Source organism: Tunturiibacter psychrotolerans (assembly GCF_051013365.1).
In the GTDB taxonomy this organism is placed as follows: domain Bacteria; phylum Acidobacteriota; class Terriglobia; order Terriglobales; family Acidobacteriaceae; genus Edaphobacter; species Edaphobacter psychrotolerans_A.
Map to the genome: position 1 here is coordinate 6,023,611 of NZ_CP132941.1, position 15,816 is coordinate 6,039,426.

Here is a 15,816-nt window from a genome sequence, read left to right on the forward strand (position 1 = left end):
GACGGAGGACATCTTGCCGAGAGCGTCATCGAAAGAGCCGAATCCGTATTCTGTCATGGATCGCTGGCTCGATATCCTCAAGGACGAGCCTTCGCCAACAATTGCGCCGACCCTGCATCACTATACCGACGCTTTCGGAGTTTCGGGAATCATATCTTCAAACTCTCTCTGGGCGACAGCAACACAGTTTTCAAACGATGTCTCCGAAATTGAAAATTCCGTTTCAGTGGCCATGAGAGTCATTCAAGAGACTTGGAAGTCAACGACAGGCTTGAGCCCTTGGGAAAGGATGCTCGTCGAACACGTTGTGCATCTCCTCAGCACCCCGCTACACAGCTTCGGACAGCCCTTCATTGTTTCTTTCTGCGAGGCAGGTGATCTGCTGAGCCAATGGCGGGGATACGGACAGGCGAGTGGCTTTTCACTCTCATTCAAATCCTTGAATCAAGATGATGAGCTTAAGCTCGCATGCAAACACGGCTTCAGGACGGGAATCAAGCGGGTCATATACGAACCGAATAAGCAACGGGCACGGCTTCGGTTCCTTCTCAGGCGCCTTATCAAGCTGGTGAATGGATTCGCTTTTAAGCCGAACTCAACTGAAGGGGCTTCTGCTCATGTCGAGCTATCAGTGATTCTTGTTCTTGTAATGACGGACTGGGCATGCAGCGTGAAGCACGAGTCCTTTTCCGAAGAGAGAGAATGGCGAATCGTGACATACCCGAAGGGCGCAACTCTGAATGGAGTCCATCCACAGAATTTTGAAGGGGTTTCGGTACGCCCAACGGCGCGGCTTCTCCTTCCGTACATGAGCGTGGAGCCGTTACCAGGAAAGCGTCTGCCTATCCTAGAAGTTCGCTGCGGGCCAAGCCAATTCCAGGAACAGTCGTCTCGCGCCATGCAAATTCTGCTTCGCAACCATGGCTACAACAATCTCCCTATAACGCTTTCGACAGTACCCCTTAGGACCTGAGTAGATGTTGATCGAAATCAGTGTTAGATCGATGTCTAATCGAGTTCAAACCTCACCGCAGCAAGGAGCTCGGATGTCTGATACGCCCTTTTGCTTTTTGTATGCCGGCCAGTCTCAGCAATCAGGTGAAGTTTTCGCTTCGCGCGTGAACAAATCACATAAAGCAATTTCGACTCCTGGTCGGTCGCTGCTTCCACTGAATGGTTTATGATAACGTCCCAGTGCGGCACAAAACCTCGGAGCAGCCCAAACGCTATGACGGTGTCGTATTCCTCTCCTTTGACACCGTGACAGGTATTCACGACAACTCCTGACGGATGGCTAAATAGTCGCCGGAAACTTTCAATATCTCTCGGAAGGAGATCCTCTGCGTTGGACAGATGGCTTTCTGCCTTCTCAAAGAATCCCAAGTAGGACTCTTTTAGAGCTAGACATGTTTCCATATCAAAGTCGATCAGTTTGAGGAACTGCGCAAAGACATCGCGAAGGTACGCTATCCCGTCGCTTTGGTTTGAAGACAAACCATTGAGAAGGCGAAGAAGACGCCGGGGGCTGTCAATGGCTGACGGAGCTTCGATTGCTGCGATCGTACGTAAGTCCGTAATTGCCTCTCGAGCCCATCGCATTCGCGTACGGGTCCGCCTTGGCGAAGGCCTCGTCAGCATTAGGCGGCCTACTTTGAACCAGAAGTTCTCGTAGGAACTATGCAGCGGAGATAATCCTGGCGCGTCAAAATCAACCTCCGGCAAGTGGTTCACAAGTAGTCGCGCCAATGGTTTGATATGCATCCAGCGTGGCGCGATCACGCAGATATCGTTTGTGGCAACGCCCTCGCTCAAAGCGGCCGTAATGCGGGAAGCGATTGCCGCAGCAAGCCCCTCCAGCGCCACCGTCTGATTCTCGAAGGTGATGAGTCCATCTTCCCCGGCCCACTTGGATCGCCCGTCGATTCGTGGTACGTTCGCCCTGAAAAGACGGTAGAAGTCAATAATCCTCTGCGTCGATCGGTAATTTCCGTGTAGCTCGAGGTGGTTGATCGTTGTGAGCTCAAACTCCGTTGCGATCTCGCTCGGAGATTTTGTCATTGCCCCAAGCGACTCGTAGATCGACTGGTTTTCGTCACCAACAAAAAAAAGGGAGGGCTTATCTCTCGCTGCACGGTGAATAAATTTCAAGATTCCGTATTGCAGGTCCTGAATGTCTTGTGCTTCGTCTACGCAGATGACTCGAACGATCGCACCTAGAGTTTCCGCGATCTCAGGCCGATCATGCAGCAAACGATATGCTAGATAAAGAACATCGTCAAAATCTATTGCTCTAAGCCGACGAAGCTCGGCTTTGTAGGATTCGAACACCGCCTGCGCTGCGTGCCCTGTGTTCTGATCCGCTCCGTCTCGTCCGAAGCCTGTATGCACATCATCGAAGAATGCAAGCCCTGCCTCGGCCTTCAAACGTGACAGCAATTGCTCTGCAAAATATTCGTTCACGACCGAGAACCCATACTGGAGTTCCGTGCAATAAGGCGCGTAAGGCCTCAGGATCCATTCCAAAGCGAAAGAATGAATAGTCCCGGCCCATAGGCATTCGGCAGCCACATCCGCCTCATCGAGTCTTGATTGGATTTCATCCGCCGCCCGATTGGTATAGGTAAGCGCGATTACCCGTTCACGCCGTGTCTTCAGTTCCGTGAGTCCCCTAACGACGCGCGCTGCAAGCACACGTGTCTTGCCACTCCCTGGACACGCCGTGACTACGACGTTGCCGGGAGTATCGACGGCTAATCTCTGTTCGTCATTAAGCGGAATCATCTGCTTGATAGGCTCCAAGATATCCGCAAAACTCTGTCAGATCGTCATTCGTTACCGCCTGTCGAAACGCTTCTACATATCCTTCCGGCGTCAGCTCTACCCCACTTGCAAGAGGAGAAACCCGTGCTCGTAGTGGGCTGCTTGTCTTCATCAGACGCTCAACGCGGTACTCAGCCATGCGATGGAGTGATCGGGCATTGATACTCTGATGGCAAGCAAATGCTATGGCTTCGAGGATGTAGCTCGGAATTCGGGTCCAAGGCGTTAGCTGCTCTGCGAGTAAAATCGCAAACCAGCCCTTGCCCTCCTTGTACGCCAATCGCAGAACTTCCTTGCCGTAAACACGTGGCTTATCCGACGACAGGAGGTTCTCGCTTCGGGCTTTTACCCTCGCGTCGGTATAAATTTCATCCAAGACTTTAATCGCTTCGGCGGAATTTCCAGCCTCCAAGAAATCAACCTCGAAGGTGTGCTCTGCGAAGAACGGTTTTACCCAAACGTTCTGTGCGCTGCTCGTCTCCAATGCAACGCGTCGCAAACGTCCGCTTTTCTCTGCAGCCCTCGCGTGAGCGTCTTCGCCCGTATCGCCCTCCGGATTCTCGGGCAAATCCCAGAGGGCGGAGTCTCCATCGGTCAGGATCGCACAAGGACGTTGAATGCGGCTTTCAGAGAACAGCATGGCGACGTGCTCGAAGAACGCAGAACTCATTGATATAACGCTGAAGCCCAGCTCATCGGGTGTCACCCCGAAGACGGCTTTTAACATCGCAGGAATCATCAAAAGCTCGGCATCTCCTTCCACCAAGAGCACGCCTTTCGCGAAAAGAAGCGTCGACCGCACTGCATCAAGGTAACGCTCAACTCTGCGCATTTCCTTCATGTTTATGCCATTTGCGGGTTGGTATACCTCCGCATGGTCCCGCTTCTTCCCTAAAACGTTGATGCTGACGATCTTCGCTGCAGACGATATATGTGTGGAATGTGTCGACACAATTACTTGAGTATTTTCGGACGGCAAATTCGCAAAGAGGGTCTTCTGGATGTGCGTATGGATGTGGGCCTCAGGCTCCTCAATCAGGAAGAAGTGCGCAACACGATCCGTCGATAGCTTTCGCTCGTACTCAAGCAACTTCAGGGAAAGATAGATGAGATTCGCAGCGCCTAGACTTTGCTCGTGCAGTTCACCTTTGTAGTCAGACGCGGAACTATCTCCGACCAGAACGCCGAGTCGTTGCAAAAGTCTTTCCATCGAATCTGGCAATGATGATGTGATGTCGACGTTCGGTCCATACGTATGGCCCACAGTCTTCTTCAATGCACCTTCGATATCGCGAGCCAAAGCTTTAATTTCGTCCAAGGACGAAATGTCATGGTTGAGCTTTCTGACCTGGTCGGTGATATTGGAGGCGTTCTCAACCCGAATTTCGGACTCCATTCCTCGCAAGAGCGAGAGAAGCGGATTACCACGAAAGCTGCGCAGGTCAGTCACGACATCACGCAACGCCCGAACGAAGGTACAAGCGACCTCCTGATAGATCGGCGTCAATCGCACGCCTACTACGTCGGTGTCTTCATTTTCCGGATCCGGGCAATCGGCCTCGTCTAGGTCGCCGATCCAACTCTTATAAGTTGCATCATCCAAAAAGTCTCCGGTAGCGCGGCCCGTGAAGAGCGCCTCGTAATCCGTCAGGGAGAGGGTGGAGCGATATTTGCGCAGCTCCTCCTCACGGCCACACAGCTCAAACATCTTCTTTCGCACTTCCTTTTTTGGTCGGAAAAAGTATGTACAGCTACCAGTATTCGAGCCGTTCATATGACCGGCGGAGTGACGCAGCAACTGACAGCCCTCCGAAGCATCGAGATTCGCGAACGTTGCCGAAATGACGATCCAATGGCCGTGCCAGCGTCCCAGATCGCGGCAGAAATCTGTTTCTCGAAGGTAGATTGCGTTGCGTTCAAGGCTTTCATCCAGCAACAACCGGATAGCATGAAAGACATTTGTCTTTCCTGAGCCGTTCTCGCCGATGAGCGTATTCACCCCGGGCTCAAAACAGAACCTCGCCTTGATGAAGTTGCGGAAGTTCCTAATCCGAAGTTCGCTGATGTGCATGATGTTGGCTACCGTTCTGTCTTGAGGTAAGTTTTACGGAGGCTACGGTCCGTTAGAGAGTCTCAGGTTCAAGATCAAGCTCGTGTCTCTGCATTGGGCGTGGAGCAGCTGCTGCCAGGCGGTTGAGAATATCGACAAGCGGGTTCGAAACTACATTCCGAATGCTTCCGAAAGGCCGAATCTCAGTAGAGCAGCTTGAGCATGTTCTGAGCGATTGAGGGGTGTGAGCGGCGGGACCGCGGTCAAACTGACCATTTCCACATGCCGGACAGGTCAACGGTCTTATCCGATCCTTGAGGGAAGGAAGCGCTTTCTGCGCCATCAGAATACGTACCATTACGGGGTCCAAGTCAACGCCGTCGATCGCTACGCTGGAGTATGTCTCGTCAATCGTTGCCTCAACTCCTAATTGAGAAAAGGCGTGGACATGAATTCCATCTTCTTCGGCGGCTTCGCCCGTCCAAAGAAATGAGGGATTGGTTCCCCAAATCTGGATCCCTCCAGGATAATCACTCTGACTTATATTCAGAGGGCGGTTCGGAGAGACAGGCGGCTTTGACGAGACCTGGCAAGCTTCACGTATCCCGCAGATGGGATTTCCGATTCCTCTCTGGAAATCCTGGAAGTGTCGTCCGCAGCTTGAACAAAGGTGACGCCGGTGCGGATGAACGCTAAAGAAGTCTTTATCTAGGTGCAATGCGCCGCAGTAGTTGCAGGCAATTCGGGACATTGGATATTGGAAAACGGAGGAGGCCATGTAATAGATCGCTTCAAGCTCCGAGATCACGATTCCCGGCTCCTCAAGTTTCTTGCCTATGACGCGAAGACGACGGTAGCTCTGGTCGATGCTTTTTGAACCACCACTAGCCGGGCGGGCGTGAACATGAATGCCACGGTCAATCCCAAATTCGGTCGTGTCATACACGGGCGGCACGGCGCCCCATAGTGCTATCCCTCCTGGGTAAAGGTCGAGATTCAATGTAAATATATCGCCATCATCTGTGGCGGAGACGTGGTGACGCTTGCACTGTTCTGCAGCAACGCCATACTTCGCGGTGGCGTCTGCCTTGTGGGTCAAACACCAATATCGCGTTCCCCCGTCGCGCCGTCGGCCTACAGAAACGATATTGCACGAGGTCGAAGCGTTGGTGATTGCAGCGAGGGACGGGTCAGTTTGGAAAAGCAGCTTCTGCGAAGGGCCCTGGATCAGCGAATAGTCACTCATGATTCCTTCTCCTTGCAGCAAGATGTGCGACAAATTGTCTAGTTGGGAATCCCTTTGATAGTTTTCAGCCACTCTCTCAGGTGATAGATCTGATCTTCCTGAAGACGCGAACCCCATCTTCCCACCACCTCGACTGGAGAAGATCCCTTTTTGTGCATGATCTCTTGAAGAACATTCAACGTTTCGTTCCTCCCCCGTAAAATTTCATTGGGCTGATCGAGTGCCAAGAGATTACGCCCGACAACGTAATTCTCAATCCGTCTGTCAAAGGAATTGTGATCGTCCAGAGAGTGCTGCGATCCTTGATCGTTGACAATGATGTTTCCGGTGAGTTGTCCATCCTCACGTTGTCGGAGCCGCAGATCTGGAAATTGCTTGTACGCATCTAGGGCTGGAATCTTCGCATCGATCTCAAAACCTCCCATGACATACTGGTGCGCCTCAGGAATCTTTCCTGAAATCACAAAGATGTGATCACCTTCATTGAGTTGCCGCCTAACGTCGGGTCGGCAAGCACCCAAAGTGGGATTCGCACCTAGATATGGGTCCTTAACGTGTTTACCAAGCTCGGGATCATATCCGGAGCGGGTAATGAAAATTTTGCCGATCATCGTTATTCGTCCTCCTTGAAATGCAAGTTCAATTTTTGTTTAAGTGCGTTTCCTTGATGCCTCTGCAAGATGCCGTCATGCTGAAGACGACCCACAACAATTCCTGGGCCTACTCCAATACTTTCTGCGAAGTTATGAATAGACTCATTTGTGAAAGTTTTCTTTCGGATAAACGCCCCTAACTGAGCGGGCGGCACCAAAACGTCGGAAGAGAATTGGTCGGCTTCCGCCTCGAAAGCTCTCATTTCTGGGTCGATAAAGCGATCGCTTAAGTCTTCGGAGTTGTCAACAACGAAAGATCGCTTCTGCCGGTGAAGTAAGACGTGTCCAAGCTCGTGGAAAAAAGTGAACCATAACTGGTCATCAGTTTTATAGCGGAGAGTCAAACCAATGAGTGCGCGTTTCGGTGATATCCAGCGCGCACACCCACTAATGCCGGTGCTTTTGAGCGCTGCCACCCAAACGACTCCTATGCCTGCCGCGGCACAGATCTCTTGAATCGGATCCATGATGTTCTCGACACTCATTCGTGTCAGGGCTCGCAAGTAGCTAATGGAGCCCAAAAGGCGATCTTCATCAAAATCCTCCAGAGACAATCCACGAGCTACTAACTCTACCTCGCGAACCCATGCGGCGATCGCTTCCTCTCGTGCCGAAAACGATTGGGTCTGTCTATAGGCAACGGCGGAAGCCTTCCAAACTTTTCCCCAGGTGTCGGGAGACGAAACCCCGAAGAAATTTAGGAGCGTTTCCGCGTCCGATTTTCCGCTTGAAAGGGTGTACTTGAGCTTCCGCATTTCCTTTAGCGGGAAATGATCCACCCAAGCCTGCCAGTGAGAAGACTGCGCCAATTCTTTCGTTCGGGCCTCGAATTCGTCATAATTCCTCTGCAATCCAAGCCAAAAATGTGCCGGGCGCTGCAGTACGCGTTCAAAGCTGAGCGCGGTTGTCGGAGAGATAGCAGCTTTCCCATTACAGATTTCGCTAACCGTCTTTGGCGTGAGGCCGGTCCGTCGCGCAAGATCACTTTGTGACCAGCCGTAAGCCTCTAAATACTCGGTTACGTTTTCCCCCGGATGAGGAACGGCGTTCATTTGTACTTCTTCATTCGCGAAACTATTCATGGGTGTCCTCGATCGACAAAAGGTTGATTTGCGTGATCAAGCTCCATCGTTCTTGCTCATTCGAGCGGTCCTGCGGGGGCTTCTCATCGACCGGCTCGAATATAAGGCGGTATGGCTGCTTGAGATCGACCGTGAACTTACCCAAGTCAGCTCCCTGTAATTCGTGACACCGCTCGGGGGGTGTCTTTGGTGGCCAAAAGTCTGCGAGAGATCCAGCTGCCTTCAAGGCGGCGATACGTAGAGCTAATTTCTTCGCCATGTCGACGCCAAGCTGTTTCTGAGCGACAGCTTCGTCCTCTACAGTCTTTCGCAGCTTGTTGTCACCGACCATAACGAGCATATTTCCCCAAGTGGTAAAGCCGTATCGACTAGTTTCATTACCAAAAAGGTAACACAATCGGAGCAGCAGGGCAACCTCAAGCAACAGAGGGCGTGGGAAACTCTACCTATAGGAGGGGAAAGAGGTTGAATGATCCCTGGCTTGGAATAGAGAATTGACCTTCGACGGTGTCTACGAAGAGGACGTGCTACCTAGAACTTCGTGCCTATGACCACAGCGTGGAACCGGACCCAGGGAGTCTCCTGCCGGCGAGCCGTCATCCGACTGCGCCTTCAGCTGCTTCGCGTCTTCCGGTCGAAAGACGGAGCGGGCCTCTTTCTGCCCGCATTGGACCGTTAGGCAGTTTACCGAGGAGAATCCTCATCTGTGGCAACATACCAAGGGACTTTTTTGGACTGAAATAGATCTGGATATCGCGTCGTAAGAAAGGTCAGCATCCGCTTCGCGACTCTCGCGCTGTGTTCAACTTCTCTTTCCCACTCTTCTCCTGCCAGGCCGTCGCTGTGCGTTGCTTCCCACCGTATTGTTCGCATTCCAAGTATGAGACCAGCCGTGATGACGAGTGCGGGCCCAAGTTTCTGCTGATCCACTTCCGTTCGATATCCACCTACCTGACCACCCGGTTTAGTGGAAGTCATGCGACTCCACCTTGAGACGGCCAGCGGGGCCCTCTACCGATAGCTCATAGATCGAACGCGCCATGACGTGAATGATTGGGCCTTCCTTCTGAATCGGTCCTTCTACGCCAATGAACTTTGCCTGCTGGATCACACGACGATTTTGCTCAAAGAAATCAGGAGCGACGAAGATTCTGAAATCGCCTGTTTCATCCGCCACACCAATGAAGACAACACCCGAAGCCGTGCCAGGGCGTTGCTTGACGAAAGCCAGCCCTGCTGTTTTTACCCATGCACCGTCGGCACAGTTCGCAAGGTCGGCCGCCCGTAGGTATCCCTTGCGATGCAATTCCTGCCTTCGGAACCACATTGGGTGCGGGCCAGTGGTGACACTGCTGACCGCGTAGTCCGCGACCAGCCGCTCTTCTGGAGTCATTGGTGCCAATGGCGATTCGCTCGTCTCCTCGTGTAGCCATTGGCTCTGCTGCATGAGCAGCGGTCCTTCCGGCTTTCCCGCACGTTCGACCTGCCACAGAGCATCTCGACGGTGATCCACACCATCGAGCGCGTTGAGTGCGCCGATGTTCGCGAGGAGAGCCAGTTCCTTTCGGTTGAGTTGCGGCACGCGCAGCACGAGATCATCAACGGACGCAAACCGGTTGAACACGCGGCCTCTGACAATCGCTTCCGCACACTGACTGCGTAGCCCTCTCACGTAGCCGAGTCCGAGACGAAGTGATAATGACTGGTCGTCTTCGTGTTCTACCGTGCACGGCCAATCGGACACTTGTATGTCGATAGGCTTCACGCGTAGGCCGTGCCGCCGCGCATCTTCGATTAGGACGGATGGACTGTAGAAGCCCATCGGCTGGTTATTCAAAATGGCGCACGTAAACGCTGCGAGGTATTTGACCTTGATATAAGCCGAGGCATACGCGATCAAAGCAAAGCTGGCGGCATGACTCTCCGGGAATCCGTAAAGCGCAAACGAGCTGATGTTCTGAATGATCGTCTCTTGCGTTGCAGCATCCAGTCCGTTCGACGTCATGCCGGCACGCAACCGTCCTTCGAGGTTTTTCATGCGCTCCCAGGAGCGCCGCATTCCCACCGCGCGGCGAAGCTCTTCTGCTTCCGATCCTGAGAAGTTGGCGACTACCATTGCCATCCGTAATAGTTGCTCTTGAAAGAGCGGAACGCCTAAGGTGCGCTTGAGTGTCGATTCCAAAGAAGGGTGCGGATAGCTCACTTCCTCCTGCTTCTGGCGCCGCCGCATGTAGGGGTGCATCATCTTGCCGACGATCGGGCCTGGCCGAATGATTGCAACCTGAACAACGAGATCGTAGAACTTCTCGGGGCGGTTCTTGGGTAAGGATGATTTTTGCGCTTGGCTTTCAACTTGGAACATGCCGATGGTGTCGGCGAGTTGTAGGGTTCGATAAACCCCCTCATCTTCCGGCAGTTGTGCGAGATCGAGAGTTTCGCCATAGTGCTCAGGGACGAGCGTGAGGCAGTCCTTGAGCACGGCCATCATGCCGAGCCCCAAGAGATCCACTTTGATGATGCCGAGGTTAGCGCAGTCCTCTTTATCCCATTGCACAACGGTTCGGTCTGGCATCGACGCCCGCTCCAGAGGGACGACTTTGTCGAGCTGGCCTTGGCAAATCACCATGCCGCCCGAGTGCTGCCCGAGGTGCCGTGGGAAGTCCTGTATCCGCATACAGAGTTCTAGGTACTTAGCTATGCGTGGATGCTGCACATCAAAGCCCGCGTTCTGAAACGAACGCGCCATCGTATCGTTCGGTCCCTTCCACTCGTAGTTCGCTACCAGGCCAGAAAGCCGTTGCAGCGATTCGGGATCAAACCCAAGGGCTTTGCCAACCTCACGAGCTGCGGACTTGCCACGATACGTGATGACGTTCGCCGTCATCGCTGCGCCAAGTTGCCCGTAACGTTGATAGACGTACTGGATGGCTTGCTCGCGCTTCTCTTCCGAAGGCAGGTCAAGATCGATGTCCGGCCATTCGCCGCGACTTTCGGAGAGGAAGCGCTCGAACAGCAGCTCCATGCCGACCGGATCAATCGCGGTGATTTCGAGCGCATAACAGACAGCAGAATTCGCCGCGCTCCCGCGTCCCTGAATCAATATGCCGTACTTCTTGCAGTATTCAACGATGTCCCAGACGATGAGGAAGTATCCGGCGAATCCGAGCTTCGCAATCAGTTTGAGTTCATGAGCGACTTGTTTTTTCGCGCGTTCCAGAAGGCCAGCGTCGCGTTTCGGTCCATAACGCTTAGTGACGCCTTCGGCTACCCGCTCAGCGAGAAACGAATCCATCGTCTCGCCGTCAGGCACCGGATAGCGTGGGAACTCGTAGCCGAGGTCCGAGAGCTGGAACCCCAAACGCGACGAGAGTTCGATTGTGTTTTCGACGGCGCCTGGAATGTCGCGAAACAGCGGCGCCATCTTGTCAGCGGCTCGGAGATGCCTTTGATTATTGAGGGCGAGCAGGCGTCCCGCGCGATCAAGTTGCGTGTGATTGCGTATGACCGTGAAGAGGTCGGCAATCTCGCGGTCGTACCGCGTTGCGTAGCGAACGCCGTTGGTCGCGAGCACCGGCAAATGGAGTGACTCCGCGATGCGCAATGCCGCTTGATTTCTCCACTCTTGCGTTCTTTCACGATGACGCTGGACCTCTACATAGACATTCTTCTGTCCGAAAATCCGCACGAGTCTTTCCACGGACGCACGGCCAGCGGCTTCACCGCCGTTCATGAGCGCGGCAGCAAGAGGCCCTTCCTCGCCCCCAGTAAGGCAGACCAGACCACGACTGTACTCTTCGAGGTCACCGAGCTTTGCGGACCCTTCCTGCTTTGTCGTCTCACGCATCTTGAAACGCGTAATCATTTGGCAAAGATTTTGATAGCCTTCGCGGGTTTCGCAAAGTAGAGGGAGACGTGTCGGTTCAGCAAGATGCTGATGCGGCAACCACACGGGAGGCGTGATGCGATTACCCAGGCCGGTAACGGAAACTTCTGCTCCGACGTGCGCCTTAATCCCGTTCTCAGATGCGATCTTATGAAACCGTGCCGACCCGTAGAAGCCGTTGCAATCCATCATCGCGATTGCTGGCATCCCAAGCGCGAAGGCACGTTCTGCAAGTGCTTCTGGCTGGGAGCCGCCCTCCAGAAATGAGAAAGCGCTGTTGGTGTGGAGTTCGATATAGCTCTCAGTCATAGAGTCCCGCCACCCTCCAGTCTTTCAGGATGAAGTCATGCGAAAGTCGACAGATCAGAATTGCACTATCCGTCGTCTTACCGATTACGTCCCACTGCTCGTTGCCCCAGATCGACTCGTTCCACCAATCTCCTCCCTTGAGCCATGGACCATAAACCCGTTCGACGGTGTAACAGCGTGAGCGAAAGTGGATCTCGCAGGGCTGGCCTCGCTGGATCTCAACTCTCGTTCGCTCTGCTGGCCGAAGCAGACGTAGACACATGGGCGACGCTGTAGCAGCGCAAGGAGGCTCTGCCGTGGTGATCGAGAAAGGCTCGATATGAAAATCACCGGCGCGTCGTGTGTCATCGAGCACCGCCATACCGACATTGCCTTCACCGACAATCGCTGTGATCTTCGCCAGCGTCACGTCGAGCCTTCCCGCTTCAGGAAGCTGCGGGGAGAAAATACCCAGTTGTAATTTGCTGGTTGCACCAGGCTCGGCATGAAGATGAACTCCGAGAATCGAAGCATTCGGCGGATGGCCTTCGAGATCAAGTTGCAGCAGCTTGAGCCACAGCTTCTTCTCATTCGTCGGTACGCGCGGATTCACGGTGCGTTCGTGCGAGCCTCCACCGTCAAGCCGAAGCGTGATCGTGACCGATGCCAACGCGAGAACGCGCGACCTAGCTCGAACGATAAGTTGCTCCAGCATCGTCGAGAGTCCGAACAGCAAAGACTCCAACTCATCGAGCGGCGAATCAAGCTCCGCTTGCTCTTCAAGTACAAACGGCACGTCGATAGGCTGGAGCAGATGCGGATGCTTCCCGTGCGCCAGTTGAAGAAGCCGCTTCGCATCTTGTCCTAGTCGAGAGATGAGTGATCGTTCCGGCAATGCCGCTAGCGCCGCCACCGACCGGATGCCCCATATGCGGAAGGTTTCATCCTGAGCTTCAGTGATACCCAAGACCGTCACGGGCAACGGCGCAAGAGCCTTGGCCTCTTCACCGCGAGGCACAACACGGGCTGGAACACCGCCGCTCAGTCCTCTGGCTAGACACACTGCGGTATGCACGTTTGCGCTGATCGTGACCGAGCCTACGATACCCACGGAACGGAGACGTTGCCGGATGTGCTTCGCCAGCATCAACGGCGGTCCAAATAATCCTTCTGTCCCGGCTGCATCCAGAACGCACACGAAGAGCCCGTTGATACTTCGATCTTCGATGCGAGGCGAGAATGCGCCCGCACATTCCAGGAGAATGGTGCGAACGGCCGCTTCTGTCTTTGGGGAACGCTGCAACACCATCACGTTCTCAAAGGTCTCGACTTCTACTTTCGTCATCCCATTACGGAGACCGTGAAGTCGGGCTCGCGTGTTCATCGCGCACACTGACTCCGACGGTGGCTCGCCTTCCAACACGACACACGGCTTGTCGTGCAGTTCGGGTCGAAGGCGGAGTAGGGCTTGTGCGGGGAGTTCCCGGACGTAGACGCAGGCGTAGAGCTCCGGTGGACGAGTCATCGCGGGCCTACCCAACTCGCACGATGCGTCCAACGGGCGTCTCGTGCCCTTTGCGGAGGCTTTCGCATCGGCACGACGTTACTGGGCGTTTGTGTGAAACGCTGGCGCATAACTTCAACGTGAGCACTGAGTCCGGTAAAGACCGTTCGCTCCTCGTTGGTGTCTTCCAAAGGCGATAGGCATAGTTGCAGTTCCGAGCTGCTTTTCGCGCAGGCATATTGGGAGAGCAGAACGATGCTCGCTTGCGTCTGTTCCGCAGCCACGCGATATCGGTGCCAGGTCGATAGGTCAATGCGAGACACGACCTCGCTTGCAATCTCTCCAAAGTCAAGAATGACAGCACTGAAGCCGCCCGTTTGGATGAGAAGGTCTGCGCTGCGCAGCGCTTGTTCCACTGCGTCATAAGCTCGTCCGCGCCTGGGGGTGCGGACGCTGGTCGAGGCGGTTTTTGGGTTCGGCGCAAACGTCTGTGGCGTAGGTCGTGGCTTCGAGATAGGCTCCGCGCAGCGAGCCCTTACCGTCTCATCACTGAGGAACCGTCCCACGGCTGCGGATAGACCTTTGACCTCGTTACGCGGATGCGTTCCGTGGCCTCCACCGTGAAGCCCTTTCAGCACAGGTTTCGGAGTGAAGCATTCCGGGGGAAGGGTAAACTTCCGCGTCTCCTGTTCAGATACCGTCTCGCTCACACCGCAGCGCACCCATAGAAGACGCCGGAGATCAACTCCCGCTGCGGATGCCGCTGCCGGGTTGAAGGTGTTTGAGGCGTCGATCCACGCACACACCTTTTCCGCTGCCGTCACTTGTGACAGGAACGAGAGAGCGAGAGACATTCGCCCAGAGCACACATCCCCGACCAGTTCGGTCATCGCTCCAACCGGGAACCCACCTTGAACAAGTTCGTCCAAAGGGCCAATTCCCGTCGGGACTACCGGGCGCACCATGCGTGCGGGGGGCGTCAGCGCAGAGGGGAACCTGTGCGCAAGGGCCGACTCGACTTGGACACGAATTGTGGAGGAAGCTGACATGGCGAAGACTCTTCGCCTTATCTTCGCCTATCCTGCTCTGGTCGTGTCAAACGGTGGCGCACTCTTTACGGTGCACATGTGAGCTATCTTGTTGAAAAGAAACCGCTAATTCTTTCCAGAAGCCTTCCTGATGCCAGCCCTTAACTCCATGACTGAAGTTAGCGCCAGCGATGTCATGCGAAAAGGTGCCTTTTACCATCTGTCCGACTGCATCAGACGGCCTGAAGAGGTTTCCGTAATGACGAGTTTTTCGAGCCGGACAAGCAGATGGTGAAGAAAACCATATCCCGTCGGAAGGCAGAGTTCATTGACACGATGGATTGCCTCCCCGTGACCAAGCTGCCGGAGGGCCCAGAGTGGACCTACGAACTCAAGCTCGATGGCTACCGGCTGGAAGCTGTCCGGGCCGGTTGTGAAACGACGCTGTATTCACGTCGCAGGAATGTCCTGAATCAGAAGTTTCCCTACATCGTTTCCGCTCTCACCGCTTTGCCGGAAGATACCGTGATCGACGGGGAGTTGGTCGCAATGGGGCCAGACGGCCGCCCGAACTTCAATCTGCTTCAGAACTTTCGCTCTGCCGAATCCCACATCACGTACTACGCCTTTGACGTCCTCGTCTACAAAGGCAAAGACCTTACCTTGCTTCCGCTGTCCGAACGCCGCAGAATCCTACAATCCGTCATCAAGCCCTCTGAGCATCTCGCGTTGTCGGAGGTTTCCGACCAGACAGCGTCCCAGATGCTCAGCTTCGTCCGTTCCCACGGTTTGGAAGGAATCGTAGCCAAGCGCAGCGATGGTGTGTACCAGCCCGGCATGAGAACGGGAGTCTGGTCGAAGCACCGGATCAATCTCGGTCAGGAGTTCGTCATCGGTGGTTACACACCAGGAACGCATGGTCTGGATGCGCTGATCGTCGGCTTTTACGTAGATAAAGAGCTTCGCTACGCGGCGCGTGTTCGCGCCGGCTTCATCCCCGCCACACGCAGAGAAGTCTTCGCAAAGATCAAAGACCTCACGACAACGAAATGTCCTTTCGCAAACCTGCCTGAAAAGCAGGCTGGCCGCTGGGGGCAGGGTCTGACTGCCGACAAGATGAAGGACTGCATCTGGCTTCGCCCGGAAGCTGTCGCCCGGATCGACTTCCTCGAATGGACAGGCGCCGACCATCTGCGGCACACGAAGTTCGTCGCTCTACGCGACGACAAAGATCCTCGCAAGGTCGTCCGGGAGACCTAACA

General features: G+C 54.5%; 11 protein-coding genes. 2 read left to right on the top strand and 9 right to left on the bottom strand.

The window, feature by feature from the left end:
• Positions 1 to 55 precede the first annotated feature (55 nt).
• Positions 56 to 973, top strand: a complete 918-nt coding sequence (locus tag RBB76_RS25630) for a DUF2971 domain-containing protein (protein ID WP_429634047.1) — start codon at positions 56 to 58, stop codon at positions 971 to 973.
• A 35-nt stretch (positions 974 to 1,008) separates the two neighbouring features.
• On the opposite strand, the gene RBB76_RS25635 is transcribed toward RBB76_RS25630, so the two are convergent.
• The 9 genes from RBB76_RS25635 to RBB76_RS25675 all read right to left on the bottom strand — a co-directional run bounded on the left by RBB76_RS25635 (position 1,009) and on the right by RBB76_RS25675 (position 14,575).
• Positions 1,009 to 2,781 (bottom strand): UvrD-helicase domain-containing protein, encoded by a 1,773-nt coding sequence (locus tag RBB76_RS25635; RefSeq protein ID WP_429634049.1) that lies wholly within the window; start codon positions 2,779 to 2,781, stop codon positions 1,009 to 1,011.
• On the bottom strand, positions 2,768 to 4,891 hold the full coding sequence (locus RBB76_RS25640) for an ATP-dependent nuclease (protein WP_429634051.1): 2,124 nt from the start codon (positions 4,889 to 4,891) through the stop codon (positions 2,768 to 2,770). Before RBB76_RS25640 ends, RBB76_RS25635 begins: the two co-directional genes overlap by 14 nt.
• Positions 4,892 to 4,943: 52 nt before the next feature.
• On the bottom strand, positions 4,944 to 6,116 hold the full coding sequence (locus RBB76_RS25645; protein ID WP_429634053.1) for a hypothetical protein: 1,173 nt from the start codon (positions 6,114 to 6,116) through the stop codon (positions 4,944 to 4,946).
• A gap of 38 nt (positions 6,117 to 6,154) precedes the next feature.
• On the bottom strand, positions 6,155 to 6,727 hold the full coding sequence (locus RBB76_RS25650) for a hypothetical protein (protein ID WP_429634055.1): 573 nt from the start codon (positions 6,725 to 6,727) through the stop codon (positions 6,155 to 6,157).
• 2 nt (positions 6,728 to 6,729) lie between these two features.
• Positions 6,730 to 7,851, bottom strand: coding sequence for a HigA family addiction module antitoxin (locus RBB76_RS25655; RefSeq protein ID WP_429634057.1), 1,122 nt, complete (start codon positions 7,849 to 7,851; stop codon positions 6,730 to 6,732).
• Positions 7,844 to 8,191, bottom strand: coding sequence for a hypothetical protein (locus tag RBB76_RS25660; RefSeq protein ID WP_429634059.1), 348 nt, complete (start codon positions 8,189 to 8,191; stop codon positions 7,844 to 7,846). Before RBB76_RS25660 ends, RBB76_RS25655 begins: the two co-directional genes overlap by 8 nt.
• Positions 8,192 to 8,815: 624 nt before the next feature.
• Complete coding sequence (locus tag RBB76_RS25665; RefSeq protein WP_429634061.1) at positions 8,816 to 12,043, bottom strand: DNA polymerase III subunit alpha; 3,228 nt, start codon at positions 12,041 to 12,043, stop codon at positions 8,816 to 8,818.
• Positions 12,036 to 13,547 (bottom strand): DNA polymerase Y family protein, encoded by a 1,512-nt coding sequence (locus RBB76_RS25670; protein WP_429634063.1) that lies wholly within the window; start codon positions 13,545 to 13,547, stop codon positions 12,036 to 12,038. Before RBB76_RS25670 ends, RBB76_RS25665 begins: the two co-directional genes overlap by 8 nt.
• Positions 13,544 to 14,575: a recombinase RecA gene (locus tag RBB76_RS25675; protein ID WP_429634065.1), complete on the bottom strand. Its 1,032-nt coding sequence runs from the start codon at positions 14,573 to 14,575 to the stop codon at positions 13,544 to 13,546. Before RBB76_RS25675 ends, RBB76_RS25670 begins: the two co-directional genes overlap by 4 nt.
• Positions 14,576 to 14,842: 267 nt before the next feature.
• On the opposite strand from RBB76_RS25675, the gene ligD reads away from it, so the two are divergent.
• On the top strand, positions 14,843 to 15,814 hold the full coding sequence (gene ligD / locus RBB76_RS25680; RefSeq protein ID WP_429634067.1) for a non-homologous end-joining DNA ligase: 972 nt from the start codon (positions 14,843 to 14,845) through the stop codon (positions 15,812 to 15,814).
• Positions 15,815 to 15,816: the final 2 nt, after the last annotated feature.

What these genes read in the sequence shown, in the direction of transcription:
- RBB76_RS25660 (WP_429634059.1), bottom strand. Translation starts at nt 8,191, where the DNA reads ATGCTCGTTATGGTCGGTGACAACAAGCTGCGAAAGACTGTAGAGGAC.
- RBB76_RS25635 (WP_429634049.1), bottom strand. Translation starts at nt 2,781, where the DNA reads ATGATTCCGCTTAATGACGAACAGAGATTAGCCGTCGATACTCCCGGC.
- RBB76_RS25640 (WP_429634051.1), bottom strand. Translation starts at nt 4,891, where the DNA reads ATGCACATCAGCGAACTTCGGATTAGGAACTTCCGCAACTTCATCAAG.
- RBB76_RS25655 (WP_429634057.1), bottom strand. Translation starts at nt 7,851, where the DNA reads ATGAATAGTTTCGCGAATGAAGAAGTACAAATGAACGCCGTTCCTCAT.
- ligD (WP_429634067.1), top strand. Translation starts at nt 14,843, where the DNA reads ATGGTGAAGAAAACCATATCCCGTCGGAAGGCAGAGTTCATTGACACG.
- RBB76_RS25645 (WP_429634053.1), bottom strand. Translation starts at nt 6,116, where the DNA reads ATGAGTGACTATTCGCTGATCCAGGGCCCTTCGCAGAAGCTGCTTTTC.
- RBB76_RS25630 (WP_429634047.1), top strand. Translation starts at nt 56, where the DNA reads ATGGATCGCTGGCTCGATATCCTCAAGGACGAGCCTTCGCCAACAATT.
- RBB76_RS25665 (WP_429634061.1), bottom strand. Translation starts at nt 12,043, where the DNA reads ATGACTGAGAGCTATATCGAACTCCACACCAACAGCGCTTTCTCATTT.
- RBB76_RS25675 (WP_429634065.1), bottom strand. Translation starts at nt 14,575, where the DNA reads ATGTCAGCTTCCTCCACAATTCGTGTCCAAGTCGAGTCGGCCCTTGCG.
- RBB76_RS25670 (WP_429634063.1), bottom strand. Translation starts at nt 13,547, where the DNA reads ATGACTCGTCCACCGGAGCTCTACGCCTGCGTCTACGTCCGGGAACTC.
- RBB76_RS25650 (WP_429634055.1), bottom strand. Translation starts at nt 6,727, where the DNA reads ATGATCGGCAAAATTTTCATTACCCGCTCCGGATATGATCCCGAGCTT.